Source organism: Microbacterium sp. TNHR37B, from assembly GCF_001620065.1.
Taxonomy (GTDB): Bacteria; Actinomycetota; Actinomycetes; order Actinomycetales; family Microbacteriaceae; genus Microbacterium.
On sequence record NZ_LQGV01000001.1, the window covers coordinates 356,249 to 380,455 of the forward strand.

Sequence of the window (24,207 nt, forward strand, 5' to 3'; positions counted from 1 at the left end):
TCCTCAGAAGCGTGCATGGTCTCAGAGCCTCGCGTTGTGGATCGGCGTCACCAGGATCGCGCGCGCCCCGATCGCGTAGAGCGCGTCCATCACCTGGTTCACCGTCCGTCTCGGGCTCATGACCCGCACCGCCACCCACGCCGGGTCGCGCAGCGGTGAGATCGTCGGCGACTCGATGCCGGGGGCCAGGGCCACCGCCGCATCGACGAGGTCGGCGGGGAGGTCATAGTCGATGAGCACGTACTGCCGGGCGACCATGACGCCCCGGAGACGGCGCAGCAGGATCTCCGTCCCCTCCGCCTCCTCCGGCGCACCGATCAGCACGGCTTCGGACTCCAGCAGCACCGGCCCGAAGATCTCGAGCCCTGCCTGCTTGAGGGTCGTCCCGGTCGAGACGACGTCGGCCACCGCGTCGGCCACGCCCAGCTCCACGGCCGATTCCACGGCACCGTCGAGCGGCACCAGGTCGACCGCGACGCCGTGCTCGTCGAGATAGGCGTCGACGAGTCCGGGATAGGCCGTCGCCACCCGGACGCCGTCGAGGTCGGTGAGCTCGTGGAACCGCCCGGGAGGGCCGGCGAAGCGGAAGGTGGAGGCGCCGAAGCCGAGCTTCTCGATCTCGCGGGCGCCCGGCATGCGGGCGTCCAGGAGCAGATCGCGTCCCGTGATGCCGACGTGCAGGGCACCGGATCCGACGTAGGTGGCGATGTCCTTCGGCCGGAGGTAGAAGAACTCGACCTCGTTCACGGGGTCGATGACGTGGAGGTCTTTGGGGTCGCGACGGCCGGTGTATCCGGCCTCGGCGAGCATCTCGGTCGCGGTCTCGGCGAGCGATCCCTTGTTCGGCACGGCGATTCGCAGCATGGTGCGGGCTTTCGATGTCGGAGTCGGAGGAGGAATCGGGAGTGCGGGGCGTGGAGGCGCCGGCCGCCCTCAGAGATGTCGGTAGACGTCCTGCAGGGACAGGCCCTTCGCGAGCATCAGCACCTGCAGGTGATAGAGCAGCTGGGAGATCTCCTCCGCCGTCTCGGCGTCGGACTGGTACTCGGCGGCCATCCAGACCTCGGCTGCTTCCTCGACGATCTTCTTGCCGATCGCGTGGACACCGCGGTCGAGCTGCGCAACCGTGCCGGAGCCGTCGGGACGCGTCCTGGCCGTCTCGGTGAGCTCGGCGAACAGGGCGTCGAAGGTCTTCACCCTCCCAGGCTACCGTCCCGCGCGTCGCGTCTGGCGCCGTCCGGGACAGCGTCGCCCCGACGCTCCGGCGGGATCAGTGCCGATGGGCGCCGGCCGCGCTGCGGAGAGACTCGATCGCGCGGGAAGGATCGTCCGCACCGAAGACGGCGGAACCGGCAACGAAGGTGTCCGCGCCGTTCTCGGCGGCCTGGGCGATCGTGTCCTCCCCGATCCCACCGTCGACCTGAAGCCAGACGTGGGAGCCCCGGCGCCGCGCCTCCTGGCTCAGACGAGCGAGCTTGGGCATCTGGTCGGCGAGGAAAGACTGCCCGCCGAACCCGGGCTCCACCGTCATGACGAGGATCTGGTCGAACTCGTCCAGCACGTCGAAGAGCCCTTCGACCGGGGTGGCCGGCTTTACGGCGACTCCCGCCCGCGCGCCGATCTGCCGCAGGCGCCGTGCCAGTGCCACGGGCTCGGTGGCGGCCTCGAGGTGGAAGGTGACCGACGCGGCGCCGAGCTCTGCGTAGCCCGGTGCCCAGCGGTCGGGGTCGGTGATCATGAGGTGCACGTCCAGCGGCACGGGACTCGTTGCCTGGATGCGTTCCACCATCTGCGGACCGAAGGTGAGATTGGGGACGAAGTGGTTGTCCATCACGTCGACATGCACGAAGTCCGCATTCGCGATCCGGCCGAGCTCCGCCTGCATGTTGACGAAATCGGCGGCGAGGATGCTGGGATTGATTCGGAGGTCGTCGCCGGTCACGCCGACCACCCTATCGGGCGTGTGTGCGCCGCGCGGATCCCGCGATGCCCGCTCTTCTCGGCGCGTCACCGGCGACGCAGGAGGCTGATCGACATGGCGTCTGTGCCGTGGCGGTGAGGCCACAGCTGCGCCCGTCCGGAGCCGTCGGCAGAGGGCGCCAGGTCGATGGGCGACGCGGACAGGGAAGCGATGACCTCGCGGGCGTTCAGCTCCTCGAGCTCGATGTCACTCGCGCGGCGGACCTCCGCGACGATCGCGGCGGTCTCCGCCAGATGCGGCGAGCACGTGACGTAGGCGACGACGCCCCCGGGGACGAGGGCCCTCGCCGCGGCACCGAGGAGCTCGGTCTGCAGCGTCGCGAGTTCCGGAACGTCCGCAGGCGACTTGCGCCAGCGCGCCTCGGGGCGGCGCCGGAGGGCACCCAGCCCCGTGCAGGGGGCGTCGACGAGGATGCGGTGATAGCGGCCGTGCGCGGCGCGGGTGCGTCCGTCCTCCTCGGAGACCGGGACATCGACGGGGACACCGGACACCGAGTCTCGGACGAGGCCGGCGCGCGCGGCCGAGACTTCGTTCGCCTCCAGCCGCGCGCCGGACGCGAGCGCCTCGGCGGCGAGAACGGCCGTCTTGCCTCCGGGGCCGGCGCACAGGTCCAGCCAGCGTTCGCCGTCGGCGACGGGGAACGCCCGGGCGAGCGCGAGGGCAGCCAGCTGCGACCCCTCGTCCTGGACGCGGATCCTCCCGCCCGATCCTGCGACGAGGCGGGTGGGGTCTCCCCCGCCGTGGCGGAAGCCGATCGGCGAGTAGGCCGTGTGCTCGGCTCCCTCGGGCGCTTCGGCGAGGCCCGGGAGCGCCGCCATGGTCACCGCGGGGGCGACGTTGTCGGCGGCGAGGAGGGCGAGGAGCTCGTCGGCGCGGCCCTCGGCCGCCAGCGCGCGCCGGAAGGCGCGGATGATCCAGACCGGATGTGCGTAGCGGAGTGCCAGACGCTCGTCGTCGGAGCGGGCGCCGGCCTCGATACGCGTGATCCACTCGTCGGAGGAGCGCTCCGAGACCCTCCGCAGCACCGCATTGGCGAAGCGGGCGGGGCCGGGACCGGCGGCCGCACGCACTTGGCGTACGGTCTCGTTCACGGCGGCGTGGGCCGGGATCCGCATCGACAGCAGCTGGTGCACCCCGAGGCGCAGGGCGTCCAGGATCACGGGGTCGATCTCCCCCACGGGCCGGCCGGCGGCGTCGGCGATGATCGCGTCGTAGGTGCCCTCGCGGCGGAGAGTGCCGTAGGTCAGTTCGGTCGCGAGGCCGGCGTCGGCGGCGGAGAGTCCCGCGCGGGCGATCTCGGTCGGAAGCAGGAGGTTGGCGTAGGCGTCGGAGTCGTGAACGGCTCGCACGGTGTCGAACGCGACCCACCGCGCAGACGTCACGACGCGCCCCCGTGGTCCACGTCGAGGTGATCCCGGCGCACGCCGCGCCACCAGTCCGTCGCCGCCATGGCGGACTTTCCGGCCGGCTGCACCCGGGTGAGCACGACGGTTCCGTCGGTCGTGCCCAGGAGGATGTCGCGCTCGCGGGCGACGATCCGTCCCGGCGTTCGCTCGGCCGGCGAGAGGTCTGGACCCCGGTGCGCACCCAGCACTTTGAGTCGCTCGCCCCCCACGGACAGGTGTGCCCCCGGCTCCGGCGTCGTGCCGCGGAATCGGTCGATCAGCGCGTCCGCTCCGGTGCTGACATCGAGCGCGCCGTCGGCCAGCGAGAGCTTCGGAGCGAAGCTCGGCTCTCCCTGCTGCGGTCGGGCGACGGCGGTCCCGGCGGCGATGCCGTCGACGACGTCGGCGAGCAGGGCGGCGCCGCGCTCGGCGAGGGCGTCGAGGACGTCCCCGGCTGTCTGGCCGCGGGGGATGTCATAGACCACCTCGCCGTAGACGTCGCCGGCGTCGAGCTCGGGGACGAGCTGGAACACGGAGGCACCGGTCCGGCGATCCCCCGTGATGAGGGCGTGCTGGACCGGCGCCGCGCCCCGCCATCGCGGCAGGAGGGAGAAGTGCAGATTGATCCAGCCATGACGGGGCGTCGACAGGAGCGGCTCTCGGACGAGGCCTCCGTAGGCGACGATGACGCCGAGATCCGCGTGCAGCTCCGTGATCGCGGCGGTCGCCTCATCGTCGAGGCGATCGGTCTTGATGACCGGGACGTCGAGCCCCTCCGCTGCTGCCGCCACCGGTGAGGGCGTCAGCACACGCTTGCGCCCGAGCGGCGCGTCGCGACGGGTCACGACGCCGACCAGCTCATGGGCCGACGAGGCGAGGGCGAGCAGGGAGGGAACAGCCGGCTGCGGCGTTCCGGCGAAGACGATGCGCATGGATACCTTCGGGCGTCTCGGACCGGTCACAGATCGAGCTCGGGGACGTCGAGCCGCACCCTGAGTGTAGTCCGCGCCGATCGCTCTCCCCCGTTGCGGGCCGCTCGCGCGGCACGGCTGCGGCTGGCAAGCGCCTCCTCCACGACGGAGGCCCGCAGCGACTCGGCGACGGCCTTTCCCGCGGCGTAGTCGAATCGGACGAGTGCGCGCACGATTCCGTCCTGCTGGGGCACCGGGCCGAGGACGGCGTCGGCGGGAAGGCCCGGCAGGCGGTCTCGCACGTGGCCGATCGCAGTGTGCACGGCGCCGGCCGTTCCCTCGATCGTGGCGACCCGCACGGTGGGCGGCATGTGCAACGGGGCTCGTTCAGCCAGTTCAGCGCGCGCATACGCCGACTGGGTCCAGGTGGCCAGCGCCCGCGCCACGGGTCCGGCCACCCCCACGAGGTGTACGGGGGCGCCGGGCGCTGCCAGTGCTGCGGCATTGGACCACCACCGCAGGCACGACTCTCCGATCCGCAGCTGCTCGGCCAGCAACATCTTGTCCGCATCGAGCAGGAGGATGGCGCGGTACCCGCCGCGCGCGATGGGCTCGGCGCCCCGCGTGGCGATCACGAGCGCGGGTCGCTCGTCGACCTCGGTGACCGGGTGGGCGCCGTCGGAGACGATCACTCGGGTGAGGGGAAAGGCACGGCCGAGCTCGTCCGCCGTGCGCTCACTGCCGGAGGATGCCATCCGCAGGCGTGTCGATGTGCAGTGCGGGCAGGTCCATCGCGGATACGTGCGCCCGCACCAAGTGCAGTCGGGGGCCCGCCCCGGCCTCGTCGCGCGCAACGGTCCGCCGCAGTGCGTGCAACGAGCGGGAGCGCGGCAGTCGGCGCACACGAGCACGGGTGCATACCCGGGGCGGGAGACCTGGACGAGCACGGGACCGTGCGTGAGGGCCTCGCGCGCGGCGGCGAATGCCGCCGAGGGCACCCGCTGACCGGGAGCCGCGCCCTCGTGCGTTCCGGAGAGCACGACGCGGGGGCTCTCTCGCCGCGCCGCGGGGATCTCTCTCACCCACCCGCGCTGGACGAGACGCTCCACGTCGGTCGTGCGGGTGTGTCCGACGAAGGCGAGAGCGGATCCCTCGAGCTCTTGACGGATGAGTGCGGCGTCCCGCGCGTGGACTCCGGGGCTCAAGGGCTCCGAGAGAAGAGGATCGCCGTCGTCCCACACCACCACGAGCCCGGTGTCGTGCGCGGGCGCATACACGGTGGAACGGTTACCGACCACGATCACCGGCACCGGGTGGCGCAGGCGCAGGTAGGACGCGTAGCGCTCTGGACCGGAGCGATCGGCGTCGTCGCGCACGACTGCCTCATCGGGGAGCCAGCGCTGCAGGGAGGCGATCACCTGGGCGCGATCGCGATGATCGGGAAGCGCCAGGACGACGCTTCGCTCTCGCGACAGGACGAGAAGGCTCTGCGCGGCCAGCAGGTCGGCCCATGCCCCCCAGGGCCCCGAGGGGCTCGGGCGGGGTGGCGCGTCGACCGCGACGCGCTCGCCGTCGCCGAGGGCTTCGGCCAGGCCCGGGAATCCGGACAGCTCCGCCTCGGCCCAGGCGAGGGCGTCACCCGGCACCGTCGGCGCTTCGGGGACGGGGGCTGCCAGCCAGGCCTTCTCCGCGCGCACCATCCGTTTGGGGACGACGAGTCGCAAGACGTCGATCGCCGATCCTGCGGCGCGGTCGGCGGCGCGACGGGCCAGGCTGTAGAGCTCCCGCGGGAGCACGACGACGCTCGAGACCACGCTGTCGATCTCCGACAGTCGACGTTCGGGCTGTGCGATGTCGACGACCTCGATCACCCACGCCTCGATCATGCGGCCAGCGCTGCGCAGCGGCACCTTGACCCGGACGCCGGGGACGATCTCGGGGCTCAGCGGATCGGGAACCGCATAGTCGAACAGGCGGTCCAGCTGCGGCAGCGGCGAGTCGACGAGGACGCGCGCGACGGTCACCACGGGTCAGAGGCCGGCGGCCGCGCGCAGCTCCTCGACGCGGTCGGTGCGCTCCCAGGTGAAGTCGGGAAGCTCGCGACCGAAGTGTCCGTAGGCAGCCGTCTGCGCGTAGATCGGGCGCAACAGGTCGAGGCGATCGATGATCGCCTGCGGTCGCAGGTCGAAGACCTCGCGGATCGCCGAGGAGATCGCCTCGTCGGAGACGTGACCGGTTCCGAAGGTCTCGACGTAGAGTCCCACCGGCGCGGCGCGGCCGATCGCGTAGGCAACCTGGACTTCGAGGCGGTCGGCGAGGCCTGCCGCGACGGCGTTCTTGGCCACCCAGCGCATCGCGTACGCGGCGGACCGATCGACCTTCGAGGGGTCCTTGCCGCTGAAGGCTCCCCCGCCGTGCCGTGCCGCGCCACCGTAGGTGTCGATGATGATCTTCCGCCCGGTGAGACCCGCGTCCCCCTTGGGTCCTCCGATGACGAACGGTCCGGCGGGGTTGATGACGTACTCCACGTCGCCGATGTCCAGACCCGTGCGCGCGAGGACGGGGTCGATGACCTCCGCACGGACGGCCGCGCGCAGCGCCGTCAGCGAGATGTCAGGCTGGTGCTGGGTGGAGACCACGACCGTCTCGACCGTCCGCGGAACGTGGCCGTCGTAGCCCAAGGTGACCTGGGTCTTCCCGTCGGGACGGAGGAACGGCAGCGCACCCGAACGCCGGGCCTCGGTGAGGCTCTCGGCCAAACGGTGCGCCGTCCAGATCGCCATCGGCATGAGCTGCGGGGTCTCGTTGGTGGCGTACCCGAACATGATTCCCTGGTCACCGGCTCCCAGCGCATCGGTCGGATCGACCGAGCCCTCTTCGCGGTGCTCGAGGGCATTGTCGACACCCGCCGCGATGTCGCCCGACTGCTCTCCGATGGACACGGTCACCCCGCACGAGTCGCCGTCGAACCCGGTCTCGCTCGAGGTGTATCCGATCCGGTTGACCACACCGCGGACGATTCCCGGGATGTCGACGTAGCCGTCGGTGCGGACCTCGCCGGCGACGTGGACGAGGCCCGTGGTCACGAGCGTCTCGACGGCGACGCGGCTTCCGGGATCGACCGTCAGGAGCGCATCCAGCACGCTGTCGGAGATCTGGTCGCAGATCTTGTCGGGGTGCCCCTCGGTGACGGATTCGGACGTGAACAGACGCAGCTGTGTCATCGGTGCTCCAGGAGACGGGCGCGAACAGGGGTGAAAACCATCATGCCCGCGATCCCCGACACGTCGGGTCTCGCGGGCACGGCGACGCCACACGGCGTCATGGTCAGTCCAGCGACCGCAGGCGGAGCTTGTCCTCGTGGATCTCGTGCAGCGCGATCGTGAGGGGCTTGTCCTCGACGGTGGAGTCGACGAGAGGGCCCACGTTGTCGAAGAGGTTTCCCTCGTGCAGGTCGGAGTAGTAGTCGTTGATCTGGCGAGCACGCTTGGACGCGTAGATCACCAGCTGGTACTTGGAGTCGACCTTGTCGAGCAGCGCGTCGATCGGCGGATCGATGATGCCCTTGTCGCGAGTGGCCATGAGGGACCTCCTGAATCGGATGGCGGCGGAAGTTCGAGGGCGCACGCTCGTCATCGACGAAACGGCGGCATCGAACCATTCTACAGGTGGACGGCCCCTCAGCGCGCGAGGGCGGCCACCTCTTCGGCGGCACGGGCCACGTCGTCGTTGACGACGTGATGGTCGAACTCGCCTTGTGAGGCCAGCTCGACCCGCGCCGTCCGCAGGCGCCGGGCGCGTTCCTCGGCGTCCTCGGTGCCGCGTCCGACGAGCCGGTCGACGAGCTCGTCCCAGCTGGGCGGCAGGAGGAAGACGAGGTTGGCGTCCGGAGCGGCCGCTCGGACCTGCCGTGCGCCTTGGAGGTCGATTTCGAGCAGCACCGTGCGTCCGTGCTCCAGCGCCGCCGTGATGGGGGCCTTCGGGGTTCCGTAGCGGTACTTGTTGTGGACGGTCGCGTGCTCGAGGAGCTCGCCGTCCCGGATCAGGCGGTCGAACTCCGCGTCGTCGACGAAGTAGTAGTGCTCGCCGTCCACCTCGCCGGGGCGGGGAGAGCGGGTGGTCGCCGAGACGGAGAGGAGGATGTCCGGGTGATGGTCCTTGATGTGCGCGGCGACAGTCCCCTTCCCCACTGCGGTCGGCCCGGCCAGCACGAGCAGTCGGCTGCGACCGGATCGGGGCTGCGGCTCGGGCCACCGCGAATCGAGGAACGTGCGGAGGGCGTCGCGCTGGCGGCTGCCGAGCCCGCCCAGGCGCTTGACCGGAGAGATCCCGAGATCGGCGAGGATCCGGTCCCGCTTGCTCTCACCGACGGCCGGTATGGCGGTGAGGAACTCGGTGACGCGCATGGCTCCCGCCGCCGACGAAGGGTCGGCGAGGGCGCGACGCAGCAGCTCCTGCGGACTGATGACCCGCGTGGTGACGTCGCGCTTGAGGGCGGCCCGCTCTCGTCGGGCCGCCACGGCGCGGCGGGAGGCGGCCGCGCGGTCGACCTCCGGGGGGCGGCGGGCGTCAGACATCGAGTGCTCCCTCGAGCTCGCGGACGTGGTCGTCGATGGCCTCTTCGATCCCCGCCGGGCCGGCACGCAGGACACTGCGGCTGACGCTGGCGAGAACGTAGGGCGAACGGGGGCCGAAGAGGGCGGCGATGTCGGCGAGGCGCGCGCCCTGTGCCCCGAAGCCGGGCGCGAGGACGGGGCTGGCAACGGACCGCGGTGCCTCATCGGGGGTGACGAGACCGTACTCCTCCGCGGCGACGGTCGCGCCGATGACGAGCCCGACCGTTCCGAGCCGACCACCGAAGGAGCCGTTCATCGCGTCGACCTCCGCAGCGACCTGCGCGGCGACGGAGCGCCCGCCCGCCTCGGGGGTGACCGCTCGCTGGAGCGAGGCGCCCTCCGGGTTGCTCGTCGCCGCCAGCACGAACACGCCCTTGCCGGCCTCGCGCGCCCGCTCGAACGTCGAGGTCAGGGCGCCGACGCCGAGGTACGGGCTCACGGTGAGGGCGTCAGCCTCCAGGGGGGCGCCGGGCGTGAGCCAGGCGGCGGCGTACGCGTCCATCGTCGTCCCGATGTCGCCGCGCTTGGCGTCCGCGATGACGAGCAGTCCCGCGGAGCGAGCCCGTCCCATCACCTCTTCCAGGGCAGCGATGCCTGCCGATCCGTAGCGCTCGAAGAACGCGACCTGGGGCTTGACGATCCCGACGCGACCCACGGCGGCCTCGACGACCCGAAGGCCGAACGTGCGCACGCCCGACGCGTCCGCGTCCAGGCCCCACGATCGCAGGAGCTCCTCATGCGGGTCGATGCCCACACACAGTCGCCCCCGCGTGTCGATCGCCCGCTGCAGGGCCTCGCCGAATCCCGTCATGCCGTCGTCTTCCGGTCCTCCGCGAACTCCTGCAGGCTCCGCACGGCAAAGCCCTCCCGGAGGACGGGCAACGCACTCACGGCCGCGCCGAGGACGGCCATCGTCGTGAAGAGCGCCTTGTCGGCGGCCACTGCGGCTGCGCGGATCTCGTAGCCGTCGGCCCGGGCGATTCCTCCCGAGGGGGTGTTGACGACGATGTCGATCTCTCCGGCGTTGATGAGGTCGACGACGTTGCGTTCGCCGGACTCCTGGGTCGCCGAATACTTCGCGACGACGTCGACACGGATGCCGTTGCGGGCGAGGATCTCCGCCGTGCCCTCCGTGGCGGTCAGTCGGAATCCGAGCTCCTGCAGGCGGTGGGCGGGCAGGATCACCGCACGCTTGTCGTCGTCGGCCACCGAGAGGAAGACGGTGCCGGACGTCGGCATCCCGCCGTAGGCGGCCGCCTGGCTCTTGGCGAAGGCGGTCGGGAAGTCGCGGTCGATGCCCATGACCTCCCCGGTGGAGCGCATCTCGGGGCCGAGCACCGAGTCGACGGTGTGCCCGTCGGCGGTGCGGAACCGCTTGAACGGCAGGACCGCCTCCTTCACCGCGACGGGAGCATCCAGCGGCACGCGCGAGCCGTCCTCGATCGGGAGGAGACCCTCCTCCTTCAGCTCCGCGATGCGGGCGCCGGCCATGATGCGACTGGCCGCCTTCGCGAGCGGGATCCCCAAGGCTTTCGAGACGAACGGCACCGTCCGCGAGGCCCGGGGGTTGGCCTCGATGACGTAGAGCACGCCCGCCGAGACGGCGAACTGCACATTGAGGAGACCGCGCACCCCGACACCCTCCGCGATCGCGAGGGTCGCGGTGCGGACCCGGTCGATCTCGGTCCGGCCGAGCGAGATCGGCGGGAGCGTGCAGCTGGAGTCGCCGGAGTGGATACCGGCCTCCTCGAGGTGCTCCATGACGCCGCCGATGTAGAGCTCCTCCCCGTCGAACAGGGCGTCGACGTCGATCTCCACGGCGTCGTCGAGGAACCGGTCCACGAGAAGCGGGGCACCCTCGCCGATGATCGCCTGGTCCGCGATGCGCGCGAAGTAGTCGTGGAGGCTCGGGGTGTCGTAAACGATCTCCATGCCCCGGCCTCCGAGCACGAAGCTCGGCCGCACGAGGACGGGGTACCCGATCTCCTCTGCGATCCGCACCGCACCGGCCTCGTCGATGGCCGTCCCGTTGCGCGGGGCGACGAGTCCCGCGCGGTCGAGCAGCCGCGAGAACAGCTCGCGTTCCTCAGCGAGGTCGATCGCCTCGGGCTGCGTCCCGAGGATGCGGTAGCCGGCCTCTGCGATGCCCTTGGCCAGGCCCAGCGGCGTCTGCCCGCCGAGCTGGCAGATGACCCCGAGGATCTCGCCGGAGGCGGCTTCTGCGTGGAGCACCTCCAGCACGTCCTCGAGGGTCAGCGGCTCGAAGTAGAGACGATCGCTCGTGTCGTAGTCGGTGGAGACCGTCTCGGGGTTGCAGTTGACCATGACCGTCTCGAACCCGGCGTCGGCGAGGGCGAACGAGGCGTGGACGCACGAGTAGTCGAACTCGACGCCCTGTCCGATCCGGTTGGGCCCTGAGCCGATGATGACGACTTTCTGCCGATCGCTCGGAGTGACCTCGGTCTCGACGTCGTACGAGGAGTAGTGATACGGCGTCAGGGCAGGGAACTCCCCCGCGCAGGTGTCGACCGTCTTGTAGACCGGGCGGATGCCCCACGCGTGGCGGATGCCGCGGATCTCCCGCTCGTCGTCACCGCGCAGCTGGGCGATCTGCGCGTCGCTGAAGCCGTGCTCCTTGGCGACACGGAGCGTCGCGGAGTCCAGTTCGGCGGCGTCGCGCACATACTCGGCGACCTCGTTGATGAGCACGATCTGGTCGATGAACCACGGGTCGATCTTGGTGGCGTCGAACGCCTGCTCGGCGGTCGCGCCCTTGCGCAGCGCCTGCTGCAGCACGACGATGCGGCCATCGGTCGGCGTCTTCGCGATCTCCAGCAGCTCGTCGACGGATCGGGGCTCCTCACCCCAGTGGAAGCTGGACCCGCGCTTCTCGAGGGAGCGCAGCGCCTTCTGCAAGGCGGTGGCGTAGTTGCGGCCAATCGCCATGGCCTCCCCCACCGACTTCATCGTGGTCGTGAGCGTGGTGTCCGCGTTCGGGAACTTCTCGAAGTTGAATCGCGGCACCTTCACGACGATGTAGTCGAGCGTGGGCTCGAAGCTGGCCGGCGTGACCTTCGTGATGTCGTTGGGGATCTCGTCGAGGCGGTAGCCGATGGCGAGCTTCGCGGCGATCTTCGCGATCGGGAAGCCCGTGGCCTTGGAGGCCAGCGCCGAGGAGCGGGACACGCGCGGGTTCATCTCGATGACGATGATGCGGCCGGTCTCGGGGTCGACCGCGAACTGGATGTTGCAGCCGCCGGTGTCCACGCCCACCGCGCGGATGATGTCGATGCCGATGTCGCGGAGCTTCTGGTATTCGCGGTCGGTGAGCGTGAGGGCGGGGGCGACGGTGATCGAGTCCCCCGTGTGCACGCCGACGGGGTCGACGTTCTCGATCGAGCAGACGACCACGGTGTTGTCAGCGGAGTCGCGCATGAGCTCGAGCTCGTACTCCTTCCAGCCGAGGATCGACTCCTCCAGCAGGACCTCGGTGGTCGGAGAGTCCCGCAGGCCCGCCCCGGCGATGCGCCGGAGGTCGGCCTCGTCGTAGGCGAAGCCCGATCCGAGGCCCCCCATCGTGAAGGACGGACGGACCACGAGCGGGTAACCCAGCTCGTCGGCGGCGGCGAGCACGTCGTCCATCGTGTGCGCGATGCGCGACGCAGCGACGTCGGCCCCGGCGTCCAGCACCAGCTGCTTGAAGATCTGGCGGTCCTCGCCCTTCTGGATCGCGTCGACCTTCGCGCCGATGAGCTCGACCCCGTACTTGTCGAGGATCCCCTGCTCGTGGAGCGCCATCGCCGCGTTGAGGGCGGTCTGCCCGCCGAGGGTCGGCAGGATGGCGTCCGGCTTCTCCTTCGCGATGATCGTCTCGATCACCGCCGGGGTGATCGGCTCGATGTAGGTGGCGTCGGCGAAATCAGGGTCGGTCATGATCGTCGCCGGGTTGGAGTTGACGAGGATCACTCGCACGCCCTCTTCGCGCAGCACGCGACAGGCCTGGGTGCCGGAGTAGTCGAACTCGCACGCCTGACCGATGACGATCGGGCCGGAGCCGATGACGAGGACGCTCGTGATGTCTGCGCGCTTAGGCATTCTTCGTGGTCTCCAAAGTGGTGCGCACCAGGTCGGCGAACCGGTCGAAAAGGTAGTTGGCGTCGTGGGGTCCGGCAGCGGCCTCGGGGTGGTACTGCACGGAGAAGGCGGGGATGTCGAGGGCTCGCAGGCCCTCCACGACGTTGTCGTTGAGGCCTACGTGGCTCACCTCGACGCGGCCGTAGCCGTGGGGGCTGTCGACGGTGCCGTCGATGGGCGCATCAACGGCAAAACCGTGGTTGTGTGCCGTGATCTCCACGCGTCCGGTCTGCTTGTCCAGCACCGGTTGGTTGATGCCGCGATGGCCGAACGGCAGCTTGTAGGTGCCGAATCCGAGGGCGCGGCCCAGGAGCTGGTTGCCGAAGCAGATGCCGAAGAAGGGCAGGTGGTCATCGAGTACCGCGCGGAGGAGGCTCACGTGGTCGTCCGATGCCGCGGGGTCTCCCGGACCGTTCGAGTAGAAGACCGCGACCGGCTCGATCGCGCGGATGTCGTCGATCGTCACGTCCTGCGGCAGCACGTGCACGTCGAAGCCTCGGGCGGCGAGGTTGTCGACCGTCGCCTGCTTGACGCCGAGATCGAGGACCGCGAGAGCGCCGATCCGCTCGGATCCCTCGTGCGCGGGGGTCACCTCCGCGGCGGACACGGAAACGGCGGCCGAGAGGTTCTGGCCCGCCATCTGCGGCGCCTCGCGCACGATGCGTAGCTGTTCGTCCTCGGGAAGTCGGGTTGCCTCGCCGGAGAAGATCGCCCCGCGCATGCTTCCGACCGAGCGCAGCCGGCGGGTGATGGCTCGGGTGTCGATCCCGCTGATGCCGACGACGCCGTCCTGAGCGAGCGCCTCATCGAGCGACGAGTCGGCGCGCCAGTTGGACACCACACGCGAGGGGTCGCGCACGATGTAGCCGGCGACCCAGATTCGGCGCGACTCGGGGTCCTCGTCGTTCATGCCGGTGTTGCCGATGTGCGGCGCCGTCTGGAGCACGATCTGTCCGGCGTAGGAGGGATCGGTGAGGGTCTCCTGGTAGCCGGTCATGCCGGTCGCGAAGACGACCTCACCGATCGTCGTCCCGCGCGCGCCGTACGCGCGTCCGGCATGGCGGGTGCCGTCCTCAAGGACGAGGACTGCGGGGTCGAGCGTCTGTGCGAAAGTCGGGGTGGTCATTCGTCGGATCCCGTCGGAGTGGTCGAGGCTGGGGTCGGAAGGAGTGTCGCGATCGCGTCGGCCAGCGCACGCGCCGTGCTGTCCTGCGGTCGGAAGTACAGGTCCACGAGCGCGTCGGCGTCGGTCGCGGCGAGGGGGCGCCAGGTCACCCGGGCGAGGCCACCCTTCTCGACCACGCGGTCGATCGCGACGGTGGCCACATCGGCCCCGGCGATCTGCGCGGTCGGGAGGAAGAAGCGTTCCGCCCCCGGAAGGTCCACCGCCACGCCGTGGTCGGTGACGATCACATCGGCGCGCGAGCGGAAGGCGAGACCGCGGATCGCCAGACGCTCCAGCGGTTGGTTGTGGCGCGTGGCCGCGACGTAGAAGCCGTGAGCTGTCGTGATCACCTCCGCGCCGGCGGGCACCTCACCATGCGGCGGCACGATGCCGTCGTCTCGGCGCGCGCGTCGGCGCCATGCCCAGACGCCGAGGCCGAGGAGTACGAGCGTGACGGCGACGACCACGAGGAGGGCGAGCTCGCGGGTCATGCGATGCCCGCCGGATCGTCGGTCACGACGCCGGACGCGAGCGTCGTGCGTCCGCGGTAGAAGGTCCACTGCACGGCGCCGGGGAGCTCGCGCCCGAGGTACGGGGAGTTGCGGCTCCGGCCGCGCAGGTCGGTGGGGCCGAAGGACGACGATGCGGCCGGGTCGTAGAGCGTCAGCGACGCGGGGGCGCCGGGCTCCAGGGGCGTTCCCGCCGCAGCGAGACGCCCGATCCGGGCCGGCGCGAACGACATCACGCGGGCGACATCGGCCCACTCCAGCAGTCCCGTCTCCACCATCGCGCGATGGACCACGCGGAGCGCCGACTCCAGGCCCACCATCCCGTGTGCGGCCGCTTGCCACTCACAGGATTTGCTCTCGTCGGGGTGCGGAGCGTGATCGGTGGCGACGATGTCGATCGTGCCGTCGGCGAGGCCTTCGCGCACCGCCAGGACATCCTCTTCGCGTCGCAGCGGGGGATTCACTTTGTAGCGCGGGTCGTATCCACGCACCGACTCCTCGGTCAGGAGCAGGTGGTGCGGGGTCACCTCCGCGGTCACCGCGATCCCGCGCTTCTTCGCCCACCGGATGATGTCGACCGACCCCGCCGTGGAGAGGTGGCAGACGTGGAGCCGGGATCCCACGTGCTCGGCCAGCAGCACGTCGCGCGCGATGATCGACTCTTCGGCGACGGCGGGCCAGCCGGCCAGCCCCAGCTCGGCCGAGACCGTGCCCTCGTTCATCTGCGCGCCCTCGGTGAGTCGCGGGTCCTGCGCGTGCTGGGCGACGACTCCATCGAACGCCTTCACGTATTCCAGCGCGCGTCGCATGATGAGCGGATCGAAGACGCAGGAGCCGTCGTCGCTGAACACGCGGACCCGGGCGCGGGAATCGGCCATCGCCCCCAGCTCCGCCAGACGCTCGCCCTTCTGGCCGATGGTGACGGCGCCGATCGGCTGCACGTGGACATACCCGGCGGCCTCGCCCAGGGCCAGCTCCTGTTCCACGACGCCGGCGGTGTCGGCGACGGGCGAGGTGTTGGGCATCGCGAAGACGGTCGTGTAGCCGCCGGCGGCGGCGGCGCGGGAGCCGGTGAGGATCGTCTCGGACGCCTCGAATCCGGGCTCGCGCAGGTGGGTGTGCAGGTCGACGAGGCCGGGCAGGGTCAGGAGCCCGTCGGCGTCGACGACCGTCGCGCCGGCGCGGCTCAATCCGGACCCGACCTCCTCGATCACTCCCCCGGAGAACACGATGTCGGTGACCGTGCCCTCGACCGTGCGGGCACCGCGGATCAGTGTCGAGGTCATCGGGCGTCTTCCTCTGCGTTGGTGTCGGTGCGTTCCCCGGCCAGGAGGAGATAGAGCGCCGCCATCCTCACGGACACTCCGTTGGCGACCTGCTCGAGAACCGTTGACCGGGGTGAATCGGCGGCGTCGGCGGAGATCTCCAGGCCACGGTTCATCGGGCCCGGGTGCATGACAATGCTACCGTCCGGCAGAGCGGCCAGGCGCTCCGCGTCCAGACCCCAGCGCCGGGAATACTCCCGTTCAGTCGGGAAATACGCCGCGTTCATCCGTTCCAGCTGGATCCGCAGCATCATGACGGCGTCCGGAGCCGCGGCGATCGCCTCGTCGAGGTCGTAGACCACGCGAGCCGGCCACGCCGAGACATCCTGTGGCACGAGGGTGGGCGGGGCCACCAGCGTGACGCGGGCCCCGAGGAGGGTGAGGAGCCACACGTTGGACCGCGCCACCCGGGAGTGCAGGATGTCGCCGACGATGGCGACGTGCATCCCCGCGAGATCCCGACCGCGGCTGTCGTCACCGAAGGCACGCTTGCGGATCGTGAAGGCATCGAGCAGCGCCTGGGTGGGGTGCTCGTGGGTGCCGTCTCCCGCATTGATCACGCCCGCGGTGATCCAGCCGCTCGTGGCGAGCGTGTGCGGCGCGCCGGACGCGCCATGGCGGATGACGACGGCGTCTGCCCCCATCGCCTGGAGCGTCTGCGCCGTGTCCTGCAGCGACTCGCCCTTGGAGACCGACGACCCTTTCGCCGAGAAGTTGATGACGTCCGCCGAGAGCCGCTTGGCGGCCGCCTCGAAGGAGATTCGTGTGCGCGTGGAGTCCTCGAAGAAGAGGTTCACGACCGTCTTGCCCCGAAGCGTCGGAAGCTTACGCACCTCGCGCGACTGCGTGTCGCGCATGTCCTCGGCCACATCCAGGATCCGAAGGGCCTCGGCGCGGTCCAGCGAGGCGGTGTCCAGCAGGTGCCTCATGATTCGATCGTCACCTCCTCGACACCGTCGGTGTCGGCGAGATGGACGTTGACGCGTTCGTCTCGAGAGCTCGGCAGGTTCTTGCCCACGAAGTCGGGGCGGATCGGCAGCTCCCGGTGCCCGCGGTCGACGAGGATCGCCAGACGCACCGCCGCCGGTCGGCCGATGTCGTTGAGGGCGTCAAGGGCAGCCCGGATGGACCGGCCCGAGAACAGCACGTCGTCGACCAGGACGACGGTGCGACCGTCGACACCGCCGGCGGGGATGCGGGTGCGTTGCGGTGTCCGGGTGGGGTTTCGGTGTAGATCGTCCCGGTACATGGTGACGTCGAGAGACCCGACCGGCACCGTCTGGCCGGAGACATCGCCGACGAGGGCTCCGATGCGCTCGGCGAGGGTGACTCCGCGTGTCGGGATTCCGAGGATGACGAGCCCCTCGGGGCCCTTGTTCGACTCGAGGATCTCGTGCGAGATCCGAGTCAGAGCACGGGCGATATCTGCGCCGTGCAGGACGGTTCGTGATGCCCCGGTGCGCACAGGCTCCTGGGTACTCATCCGCCGCTCCCTTCTCCGCCTCACAGGACGGTGTTAAAGGTTGCTGTGGTTCGCCCGCCAGCCTATCGGATCCGGCCGCGAGGCGAGATCATCCGGATCACACGGTGGGGACGCCGGGAGCCAGCAGTCGCCGCACCAGAGTGCGAGAGGCCGTGAGTCCGAGCACGAGGAACGTCACCGACCAGAATCCCCCCAGCGAGACCGCCTCGCCGAACAACCAGTCTTCCAGCCACAGCACGACGAACTTGCTGCCCGGCAGAATGAGCGCGAGCATCATCGCCGAGGTCACGCGTCGTCCGGTGGTCGAGGCGGCGCGCAGGCGCGCGACGACGACCTTCTTGAGACGCAGCACTGCCTCCAGGACGAGCTTGAGCATCACGGATGTCGCCAGCGAGACCGCGAAGCTCTCCGCGACGACGCCCGGGACGAACTGAGCGGTCAGATTGAGGACCACGAGGTAGACGAGGACGTCCACGAGGTGCAGTGGGTCGAATCTCATGGCGGTCCGGCGTGCGTCTCGGGATCCTGGGTGCATCTGCGCGCGAGTGGAAGAGGATTCAGACGACGGCGGACTCCGACGTCCGTGCGGCGCGGATGGGATGACCTTGCGAGGTCAGGCAGCGGCCGGTGGCGAGGTCCCACTTCCAGTCGTGGAGCGAGCACGTGAGCACGCCGTCCTCGATCTTGCCGGTCTTGGTGAGGTCGGCGCGCAGGTGCGGGCAGCGCCGCTGCACGGTCCACTCGCCGAGCTCGGTGTCCTCGGTCTGATCAGACTGCTCCGCGTACCAGTTCTCGACGTACTCGATCCGGTCGCGAGACAAGCACTTCAGGAACGTCGTGAGGAACTCGTTGAACTTCCCGCTGCGCCCGACGTCGAACTGCATGGAGAGGAAGATGGAGTTCGACCAGTCGATCTCATGGTCGGCGATGTTCGTGGAGACGAGGTCGGCGGGGATCGTGTACCAGTAGATGCACTCCTCCCCCGCGTACTCCCGCACCTTGGCCTTGGGGAAGTCGACGACCATGTCGAGCTCGCCGATGCGGAAGCGGACGTTGCCGCCGACGCCGTTGCGGATGGTCCGCGCGCGCCGGAGGAGCGGCTCCCACCACTCCTTGATGGCCAGCAGCATCTCCTCGGGCGGAAGGACCGCGGCGCGCGAGCCCTCTTCGCGGCGGATCTCGTCCTGGCGGGAGTCGCGCTGTTCGGCGAGGTAGGCCCACTTGTCGTCGAAGACGCGATCGATCTCCGCCTCGCTGTAGAGGGTCTGGGTGACCGAGATCTCGCCGTGGTTCAGATCGACCTGGGTGCCCGGAACGAACTCGTAGCCCTTCTGCTCGGGGCGCAGCTCACGCATATGGGCGAGGAACTGACGCTGATCCGTGAAGATCGAGTCGTCCTCCAGGCCCCAGCCGTTGTAACGGAACAGCTCCTCGCGAAGGAACATCGGGGGGCCCGCCATCGGGAACACGTGCTCCGCGTCGACCTTCTCGATGTAGTACATCGCCCGCTTGTTCTGCGCGTCGCGCTTGAGCTGAGCGAACGTCTGCTTCGAGTCCTGGGGAAGGTCGTAGACCATCGGCCACCAGATCGCTCCGGAGACCTGGGTGAAGTAGGCGTCGGGCTTCGTGAACGACAGCAGCTTCTCCAGGTCGAGGGGGTGCGAGTCGTTCTGGTTGAGCACACTCGCCGTGCCGTCGAACACACTCAGCGACGAGTCGCCGATCGGTCCGTCGCTCGGTGCGCGCAGCGGCGTGACCATCACGTGCAGGTCGCCGAACTCCAGCGGCACACCGGCCTGCGTGTAGACGATGTTCTCGTACCCCAAGGCTCGGATGTCCTTCTCGAGGTCGTCGGTGGGATACTCCGGCAGCAGCACCCTGATGTCCTTGCGGACGTAGCGGTTCAGCAGTGCGGGGTCGAAGTGGTCGCGGTGGCGGTGCGAGATGTACAGGAAGTCCGCCGCCCCGAAACGCTCCCAGTCGAGCGCCCGGTTGTCGGGGAAGGGGAACCAGGAACCGAAAAAGCTCGGGCCGATCACCGGGTCGCAGAGGATGCTGCCCCCTGCCGTCTCGATGAACATTCCCGCGTGGCCCAAGCCTGTGATCCGCATGATGGCTACCTCCTGTCGAGCCCGACGAGTCTACGCGAGCCGGTTCGCCGGACCCTGGGCGACGGGCCGTGTATGCGTCGCGCCTCAGTCGAGAAGCCGCCGGATGTCGTCGGCGCCCAGCGCCTTCGAGAACGCACCGTCGGCGTCGATGACGGAGTGGAACAGGTGAGCCTTGCGCTGCTGCAGCTCGAGCACTTTCTCTTCGATCGTTCCGGAAGCGATGAGCCGGTAGACCGTCACCGGACGCGACTGTCCGATGCGGTGGGCACGTCCGATCGCCTGTTGCTCGGCGGCCGGGTTCCACCACGGGTCGAGGAGGAAGACGTAGTCCGCCTCGGTCAGCGTCAGCCCGACCCCGCCGGCGGTCAGGCTGATGAGGAAGACCGGCGCGGATCCGTTCCGGAACGCGCGGATGACGTCCTCACGGCGCGTCGTCGCGCCGTCGAGCCGCACGAGATCGAGCCCGTGCGCGCGCAGATCGCGCTCGACGAGGTCGAGGTAGGAGGTGAACTGGCTGAACACGAGCGCCCGGTGACCCTCCGCGGCCAGCTCCATGAGTCGCTCACGGAGGGCGTCGAGCTTGCTGGACGCGATGCCGGGGCCCCCGGCGTCGACGAGGGACGGGTCGAGCGCGAGCCTTCGGAGAAGGGTGAGCGAACGGAAGACGATGAAGCGATGACTGTCGAGGTCGTCGAGGAGTCCCAGCACTTTCCGTCGCTCCCGCTGAAGCACCCGGTCGTACACGGCACGGTGACCGCTGGTGAGGTCGATGCGCACGTCTTGCTCCTGGCGTGGTGGCAGGTCGGCGGCCACGACGTCCTTGGTCCGGCGGAGGAGGAAGGGCCGCAGCCGTCGCCGCAGCCGCTCGAGCCGCCGACGACGCGAGGCCCCTTCGTCGCCATCGTGCCGTCCGTCACCGCGCTCGATCGGTTGCACGTACTCGTCGCGGAAGCGCCGGGCGGAGGCGAAGAGACCGGGTGAGGTCAGCGACAGGATCGCCCAGAGATCGACGAGGCTGTTCTCCAGCGGGGTACCGGTCAGCGCGAACCGCGCGCGGGCACGCAGACCCTGGGCGGCGCGGTGCACACGGGTGCGGGGGTTCTTCAGCGCTTGCGCCTCGTCGAAGACCACGACCGACCAGTCCGACCCGGCATAGGCGGCCTCATCCAGGCGGAGAAGCGCATAGGACGTCACGACGATGTCGGCGGTGAGGTCGGCAGGACGGATACCGGTGGCTGTCACGACCTGCACGGTGAGACCCGGCGCATGTCGCGCGGCCTCGTCGCGCCAGGTCGACACCACCGAAGTCGGGGCGACGACCAGCGCGGGGCGGGCCGGTCCTGAGGCGCTCGCGTGACGGATCAGCGCCAGGGTTTGGAGTGTCTTGCCGAGGCCCATGTCGTCGGCGAGCACGCCGCCCAGCCCGGCGTCCCACAGGGCCGCGAGCCATCGGAAGCCCTCGCGTTGATACGGCCGCAGGTCGCTCGCGAGACCGGTCGGAAGGGTCGCGTCAGCGGGCGCGGCGGCGCGCAGTGCCGCGGTGGCCTCCCGCCAGGCGACGGCCGGCGCGGCGACGTCGGCGGCGTCCTCGAAGTCCTCCCAGAAGGGCAGGTGATAGCGGCTCAACCGCGGCCCCGCCTCCCATTCGACGAGATCGCGGGAGTCGTCGATGAGATCGCGGAGTCGGTCCAAGGAGCGATGGGCCAGCGAGAAGTAGGCGCCGTCCGAGAGGAGGATCCGCTTCCGCCGCTGAGCGAGCGCGGTGAACAGCGGAGCGAAGGGGATACGGCGGCCCTCGATCTCCACGAGCACGCCCAGGTCGAACCAGTCGGCCTCCCTCGAGGGAACGGTCGTGATCGTCACCCGCGGATCCCCCCGCAGTTCCCGGTAATCACGGCGGATTCCGGACGTCTCGATCCGCACGCCGTCGAGCTCTGCGAGGGCCGGCAGCAAGAGCGCGACGAACTCCGCAGCAGCGATGCCCGATGCGCGCCCGGAGGCCTGGAAAGGGATGTCGAGCGATGAGTTCCAGGCCGCCTCCGCGGCCCGTCGGCGACGGTGCAACGCGGGGTCGCGCTCGCCGTCGGTCGCCAGCGCGATGCTTCCCGTGACGTCGTCCTGCCACGTGATCTCCCACGAGACGACGTCGCGGGGCTGCAGATCCACCCGCACGAGCAGGACCGCCGGGCGCTGAGGAGGGAGCTGGACGCGCGGGCCCGCGGCCACGACCGTTTCTCGCGCGATCCGAGGATAGGCCTCTCGGAGGAACTCCTCGCGCTCGCCGTCGGGGACAACGACGGGCCCGCCAGAGCTCAGCAGCGCATGAGCCGTCTCGCCGAGCGCGACCGGTGCCAGTCGCAGGTGCAGGGCCTCCCCCTCGCGACGGACGGCATACAGGCCCACGTGACCGATCGGGCGGATCACCGAGGTGGGCCCCGGGTCCTCCCCGTCGATCGTGATCTGCGCCGCAAGTCGGAGCCCGGCTCCCTCCGCGTCGACGCGGAGGTCCACCGTCGCCGCGACGGCGAACGAGACGTCCTGGTCGGCGCGGGTGGGAACGATCGGGATGCCGAGGGCATCGGCGGCGGTGAGATGCGGCCACAGGAGATCGGAGTCGACGCCGTCGAGCGTGAGCCACTCGGAGTCGCCGTAGCCTCCGAAGACCCGCACGTCGTGAGCGATGCCGTGGAGGGCGGCGAACCATCGGCGCCGAGCGGCGTCGACGCGCCACGCTCCGCGTCGCAGCGACTCCCAGGTCTCTGCTCCCTGCACCCACGCACCCGTCGCCGTGCTCCGCACGAGCGGACGCACCGCGAGGCGGAGCTCTCCCGACGACGTCTCGACGCTTCGCGCGGTCGCCGGTCGCACGCGACGGGGCCCCCAATGGGCTTCGTCACCCTCGCGCTGGCGCAGCTGAACGCCGAGGGCGACCTCGATCGGGTCGGCGACGGCGGCAGGCAGCACGGCGCGCCACGAGCGGGGCCGTGCGGAGGTCATGGCAGATATCCTCGCCCCGGCCTCCGACGCTGCGGCTCGGTCAGCTCGCTCGCGCGATGCGGGCGAGCACGCCGTGGACGAATGCGCCGGAATCGTCGGTCGACAGTTCCTTCGCGAGCTCCACCGCCTCGTCGATCGCCACCGCGGTGGGAACGGCGTCGTTGAACAGGATCTCCCAGACCCCGATCCGCAGCACCGCGCGATCGACCGTCGGCATCCGCTCGAGCTTCCAGTCTCGTGCGTGGCTGACGATCTGCTCGTCGATCTCGTCGCGGTTGTCGATGATGCCGTCGACGATCTCCCGCGCGTAGAGCCACGACGCCTCCCGGGCCGGCTCACTGGCGGCGCGACGGGCTTCGGCGGCGAGGGTGGAGGCCAGATCGTCCCCGCGGACGTCGCTCTGGTACAGGATGTCGAGGGCGCGTTTGCGCGCCTTACTCCGGGCGCTCATACAGTCGGCGTGGGGCGATCAGTTGACGCGGCCGAGGTAGTCGCCCGTGCGGGTGTCGACCTTGACCTTCGTGCCCGTCTCGAGGAACAGCGGCACCTGGATCTCGTATCCCGTCTCGACGGTGGCGGCCTTCGTGCCGGCCGACGAGCGGTCGCCCTGCAGGCCCGGCTCGGTGTAGGTGATCTCGAGCACGACGGAGGCGGGAAGCTCGATGTAGAGCGGGTTTCCGTTGTTCAGCGCGATCTGGACCTGCTGGTTCTCCAGGAGGAAGTTCGCGGCGTCGCCGACCGTGGCCGCACCCACCGTGATCTGGTCGTAGTCGGCCACGTCCATGAACACGAAGCCCTCACCGTCGTTGTACAGGTAGGTGAAGTCGCGTCGGTCGACGTTCTCGAGCTCGACCTTGGCGCCGGCGTTGAACGTCTTGTCGACGACCTTTCCGGTCATGACGTTCTTGAGCTTGGTGCGGACGAAGGCGCCGCCCTTGCCGGGCTTGACGTGCTGGAACTCCACGACGCTCCAGAGCTGTCCATCGATGTTGAGGACGACGCCGTTCTTGATGTCTGCGGTGGATGCCATGAGAGTGGAGGTTTCCGTTCGTGTGGGTTTCGGGGCCGCTCGCCGAGGCTCCGGTCGCAGGCCGACAGTCGATTCTACGGGATCGCTCGCTCGGCACCGTCGGTGCGGCCCTCGATCACGTCGAGGAGATCGCGAGTCGCGCGGGCGTATCCGGCGACGCCCTCGCCGACGACGTGGACCACTGCCACGTCGCGGATGAAGGAGTGATGCCGGAACGGCTCCCTCGTGGAGACGTCGGAGATGTGTACCTCGGCGACGGGGAGCGCCACGCCCGAGAGGGCGTCGCGCAGGACCACCGAGGTATGCGTGAGGCCTCCGGGGTTAATCACGATGCCCGCACAGTCGATGCGTGCGGCATGGATCGCGTCGATCAGGACGCCTTCGTGGTTGCTCTGGATGCTCCGCACCTCGGCGCCTCGCTCGAGAGCGGTCTCCCGCACCAGCTCTTCGACATCGGCGAGGCTCTCGCGGCCGTAGATGTCGGGCTCCCGGATGCCGAGGAGGTTGAGGTTGGGACCGTTCACGAGGAGCAGCCGGACGGGAGAGGGCACAGGCAGCAC

At 70.0% G+C, this 24,207-nt stretch carries 22 protein-coding genes; all 22 read right to left on the reverse strand.

The genetic code is table 11. From position 1 onward, the window contains the following. Positions 1-21 precede the first annotated feature (21 nt). The 22 genes from hisG to AVP41_RS01855 all read right to left on the reverse strand — a co-directional run bounded on the left by hisG (position 22) and on the right by AVP41_RS01855 (position 24,198). Positions 22-864 carry an ATP phosphoribosyltransferase gene (gene hisG, locus AVP41_RS01750; protein ID WP_067159901.1) on the reverse strand — a complete coding sequence of 281 codons (843 nt, stop codon included), beginning with the start codon at positions 862-864 and terminating at the stop codon, positions 22-24. 69 nt (positions 865-933) lie between these two features. Next, positions 934-1,197, reverse strand: a complete 264-nt coding sequence (locus tag AVP41_RS01755) for a phosphoribosyl-ATP diphosphatase (protein WP_067159904.1) — start codon at positions 1,195-1,197, stop codon at positions 934-936. Positions 1,198-1,270: 73 nt separating this feature from the next. Next, positions 1,271-1,942 carry a ribulose-phosphate 3-epimerase gene (gene rpe, locus AVP41_RS01760; RefSeq protein ID WP_157532366.1) on the reverse strand — a complete coding sequence of 224 codons (672 nt, stop codon included), beginning with the start codon at positions 1,940-1,942 and terminating at the stop codon, positions 1,271-1,273. 65 nt (positions 1,943-2,007) lie between these two features. Next, complete coding sequence (locus AVP41_RS01765) at positions 2,008-3,363, reverse strand: RsmB/NOP family class I SAM-dependent RNA methyltransferase (protein WP_067159909.1); 1,356 nt, start codon at positions 3,361-3,363, stop codon at positions 2,008-2,010. Beyond that, complete coding sequence (fmt, locus tag AVP41_RS01770) at positions 3,360-4,298, reverse strand: methionyl-tRNA formyltransferase (RefSeq protein ID WP_067159912.1); 939 nt, start codon at positions 4,296-4,298, stop codon at positions 3,360-3,362. The genes AVP41_RS01765 and fmt overlap by 4 nt, the downstream gene beginning before the upstream one ends. A gap of 26 nt (positions 4,299-4,324) precedes the next feature. Continuing rightward, positions 4,325-6,304, reverse strand: coding sequence for a hypothetical protein (locus tag AVP41_RS01775; RefSeq protein WP_067159915.1), 1,980 nt, complete (start codon positions 6,302-6,304; stop codon positions 4,325-4,327). A gap of 3 nt (positions 6,305-6,307) precedes the next feature. Beyond that, entirely contained in the window at positions 6,308-7,501 is a 1,194-nt protein-coding gene (gene metK, locus AVP41_RS01780) for a methionine adenosyltransferase (RefSeq protein WP_067159918.1), read from the reverse strand. 103 nt (positions 7,502-7,604) lie between these two features. Continuing rightward, a complete protein-coding gene (gene rpoZ / locus AVP41_RS01785; RefSeq protein ID WP_067159920.1) occupies positions 7,605-7,859 on the reverse strand; it encodes a DNA-directed RNA polymerase subunit omega in 255 nt (84 codons plus the stop codon). A 98-nt stretch (positions 7,860-7,957) separates the two neighbouring features. Then, positions 7,958-8,854, reverse strand: coding sequence for a guanylate kinase (gmk, locus tag AVP41_RS01790; RefSeq protein WP_067159925.1), 897 nt, complete (start codon positions 8,852-8,854; stop codon positions 7,958-7,960). Continuing rightward, entirely contained in the window at positions 8,847-9,704 is an 858-nt protein-coding gene (gene pyrF, locus AVP41_RS01795) for an orotidine-5'-phosphate decarboxylase (RefSeq protein ID WP_067159928.1), read from the reverse strand. Before pyrF ends, gmk begins: the two co-directional genes overlap by 8 nt. Further along, complete coding sequence (gene carB, locus AVP41_RS01800) at positions 9,701-12,988, reverse strand: carbamoyl-phosphate synthase large subunit (protein WP_067159931.1); 3,288 nt, start codon at positions 12,986-12,988, stop codon at positions 9,701-9,703. Before carB ends, pyrF begins: the two co-directional genes overlap by 4 nt. After that, on the reverse strand, positions 12,981-14,153 hold the full coding sequence (carA, locus tag AVP41_RS01805; protein ID WP_067159934.1) for a glutamine-hydrolyzing carbamoyl-phosphate synthase small subunit: 1,173 nt from the start codon (positions 14,151-14,153) through the stop codon (positions 12,981-12,983). The genes carB and carA overlap by 8 nt, the downstream gene beginning before the upstream one ends. After that, the gene (locus AVP41_RS01810) at positions 14,150-14,683 is read right to left on the reverse strand and encodes a PH-like domain-containing protein (RefSeq protein WP_067159937.1); all 534 of its coding nucleotides are present in this window, start codon (positions 14,681-14,683) and stop codon (positions 14,150-14,152) included. Before AVP41_RS01810 ends, carA begins: the two co-directional genes overlap by 4 nt. Next, positions 14,680-15,987: a dihydroorotase gene (locus AVP41_RS01815; protein WP_067159940.1), complete on the reverse strand. Its 1,308-nt coding sequence runs from the start codon at positions 15,985-15,987 to the stop codon at positions 14,680-14,682. The genes AVP41_RS01810 and AVP41_RS01815 overlap by 4 nt, the downstream gene beginning before the upstream one ends. Continuing rightward, positions 15,984-16,955 carry an aspartate carbamoyltransferase catalytic subunit gene (locus AVP41_RS01820; protein WP_067159943.1) on the reverse strand — a complete coding sequence of 324 codons (972 nt, stop codon included), beginning with the start codon at positions 16,953-16,955 and terminating at the stop codon, positions 15,984-15,986. Before AVP41_RS01820 ends, AVP41_RS01815 begins: the two co-directional genes overlap by 4 nt. Continuing rightward, positions 16,952-17,509: a bifunctional pyr operon transcriptional regulator/uracil phosphoribosyltransferase PyrR gene (gene pyrR / locus AVP41_RS01825; protein WP_067159946.1), complete on the reverse strand. Its 558-nt coding sequence runs from the start codon at positions 17,507-17,509 to the stop codon at positions 16,952-16,954. The genes AVP41_RS01820 and pyrR overlap by 4 nt, the downstream gene beginning before the upstream one ends. Before the next feature lie 97 nt (positions 17,510-17,606). Then, a complete protein-coding gene (locus tag AVP41_RS01830) occupies positions 17,607-18,008 on the reverse strand; it encodes a hypothetical protein (RefSeq protein ID WP_067159953.1) in 402 nt (133 codons plus the stop codon). A gap of 58 nt (positions 18,009-18,066) precedes the next feature. Then, entirely contained in the window at positions 18,067-19,620 is a 1,554-nt protein-coding gene (locus tag AVP41_RS01835) for a Rieske 2Fe-2S domain-containing protein (RefSeq protein WP_067159956.1), read from the reverse strand. 84 nt (positions 19,621-19,704) lie between these two features. After that, positions 19,705-22,617: a DEAD/DEAH box helicase gene (locus tag AVP41_RS01840; RefSeq protein ID WP_067159959.1), complete on the reverse strand. Its 2,913-nt coding sequence runs from the start codon at positions 22,615-22,617 to the stop codon at positions 19,705-19,707. A 40-nt stretch (positions 22,618-22,657) separates the two neighbouring features. Beyond that, the gene (nusB, locus tag AVP41_RS01845) at positions 22,658-23,068 is read right to left on the reverse strand and encodes a transcription antitermination factor NusB (RefSeq protein ID WP_067159962.1); all 411 of its coding nucleotides are present in this window, start codon (positions 23,066-23,068) and stop codon (positions 22,658-22,660) included. Between the two features lie 18 nt (positions 23,069-23,086). Beyond that, on the reverse strand, positions 23,087-23,647 hold the full coding sequence (gene efp, locus AVP41_RS01850; protein ID WP_067159965.1) for an elongation factor P: 561 nt from the start codon (positions 23,645-23,647) through the stop codon (positions 23,087-23,089). A gap of 74 nt (positions 23,648-23,721) precedes the next feature. Further along, positions 23,722-24,198 carry a type II 3-dehydroquinate dehydratase gene (locus tag AVP41_RS01855; RefSeq protein ID WP_067162689.1) on the reverse strand — a complete coding sequence of 159 codons (477 nt, stop codon included), beginning with the start codon at positions 24,196-24,198 and terminating at the stop codon, positions 23,722-23,724. Between the last annotated feature and the right edge of the window lie 9 nt (positions 24,199-24,207).

Excerpts from the sequence above, each read along its gene's own strand:
- hisG (WP_067159901.1), bottom strand. The coding sequence starts at position 864 with ATGCTGCGAATCGCCGTGCCGAACAAGGGATCGCTCGCCGAGACCGCG.
- fmt (WP_067159912.1), bottom strand. The coding sequence starts at position 4,298 with ATGCGCATCGTCTTCGCCGGAACGCCGCAGCCGGCTGTTCCCTCCCTG.
- metK (WP_067159918.1), bottom strand. The coding sequence starts at position 7,501 with ATGACACAGCTGCGTCTGTTCACGTCCGAATCCGTCACCGAGGGGCAC.
- rpoZ (WP_067159920.1), bottom strand. The coding sequence starts at position 7,859 with ATGGCCACTCGCGACAAGGGCATCATCGATCCGCCGATCGACGCGCTG.
- gmk (WP_067159925.1), bottom strand. The coding sequence starts at position 8,854 with ATGTCTGACGCCCGCCGCCCCCCGGAGGTCGACCGCGCGGCCGCCTCC.
- pyrF (WP_067159928.1), bottom strand. The coding sequence starts at position 9,704 with ATGACGGGATTCGGCGAGGCCCTGCAGCGGGCGATCGACACGCGGGGG.
- carB (WP_067159931.1), bottom strand. The coding sequence starts at position 12,988 with ATGCCTAAGCGCGCAGACATCACGAGCGTCCTCGTCATCGGCTCCGGC.
- carA (WP_067159934.1), bottom strand. The coding sequence starts at position 14,153 with ATGACCACCCCGACTTTCGCACAGACGCTCGACCCCGCAGTCCTCGTC.
- AVP41_RS01810 (WP_067159937.1), bottom strand. The coding sequence starts at position 14,683 with ATGACCCGCGAGCTCGCCCTCCTCGTGGTCGTCGCCGTCACGCTCGTA.
- AVP41_RS01815 (WP_067159940.1), bottom strand. The coding sequence starts at position 15,987 with ATGACCTCGACACTGATCCGCGGTGCCCGCACGGTCGAGGGCACGGTC.
- AVP41_RS01820 (WP_067159943.1), bottom strand. The coding sequence starts at position 16,955 with ATGAGGCACCTGCTGGACACCGCCTCGCTGGACCGCGCCGAGGCCCTT.
- pyrR (WP_067159946.1), bottom strand. The coding sequence starts at position 17,509 with ATGAGTACCCAGGAGCCTGTGCGCACCGGGGCATCACGAACCGTCCTG.
- AVP41_RS01830 (WP_067159953.1), bottom strand. The coding sequence starts at position 18,008 with ATGAGATTCGACCCACTGCACCTCGTGGACGTCCTCGTCTACCTCGTG.
- AVP41_RS01835 (WP_067159956.1), bottom strand. The coding sequence starts at position 19,620 with ATGCGGATCACAGGCTTGGGCCACGCGGGAATGTTCATCGAGACGGCA.
- AVP41_RS01840 (WP_067159959.1), bottom strand. The coding sequence starts at position 22,617 with ATGACCTCCGCACGGCCCCGCTCGTGGCGCGCCGTGCTGCCTGCCGCC.
- nusB (WP_067159962.1), bottom strand. The coding sequence starts at position 23,068 with ATGAGCGCCCGGAGTAAGGCGCGCAAACGCGCCCTCGACATCCTGTAC.
- efp (WP_067159965.1), bottom strand. The coding sequence starts at position 23,647 with ATGGCATCCACCGCAGACATCAAGAACGGCGTCGTCCTCAACATCGAT.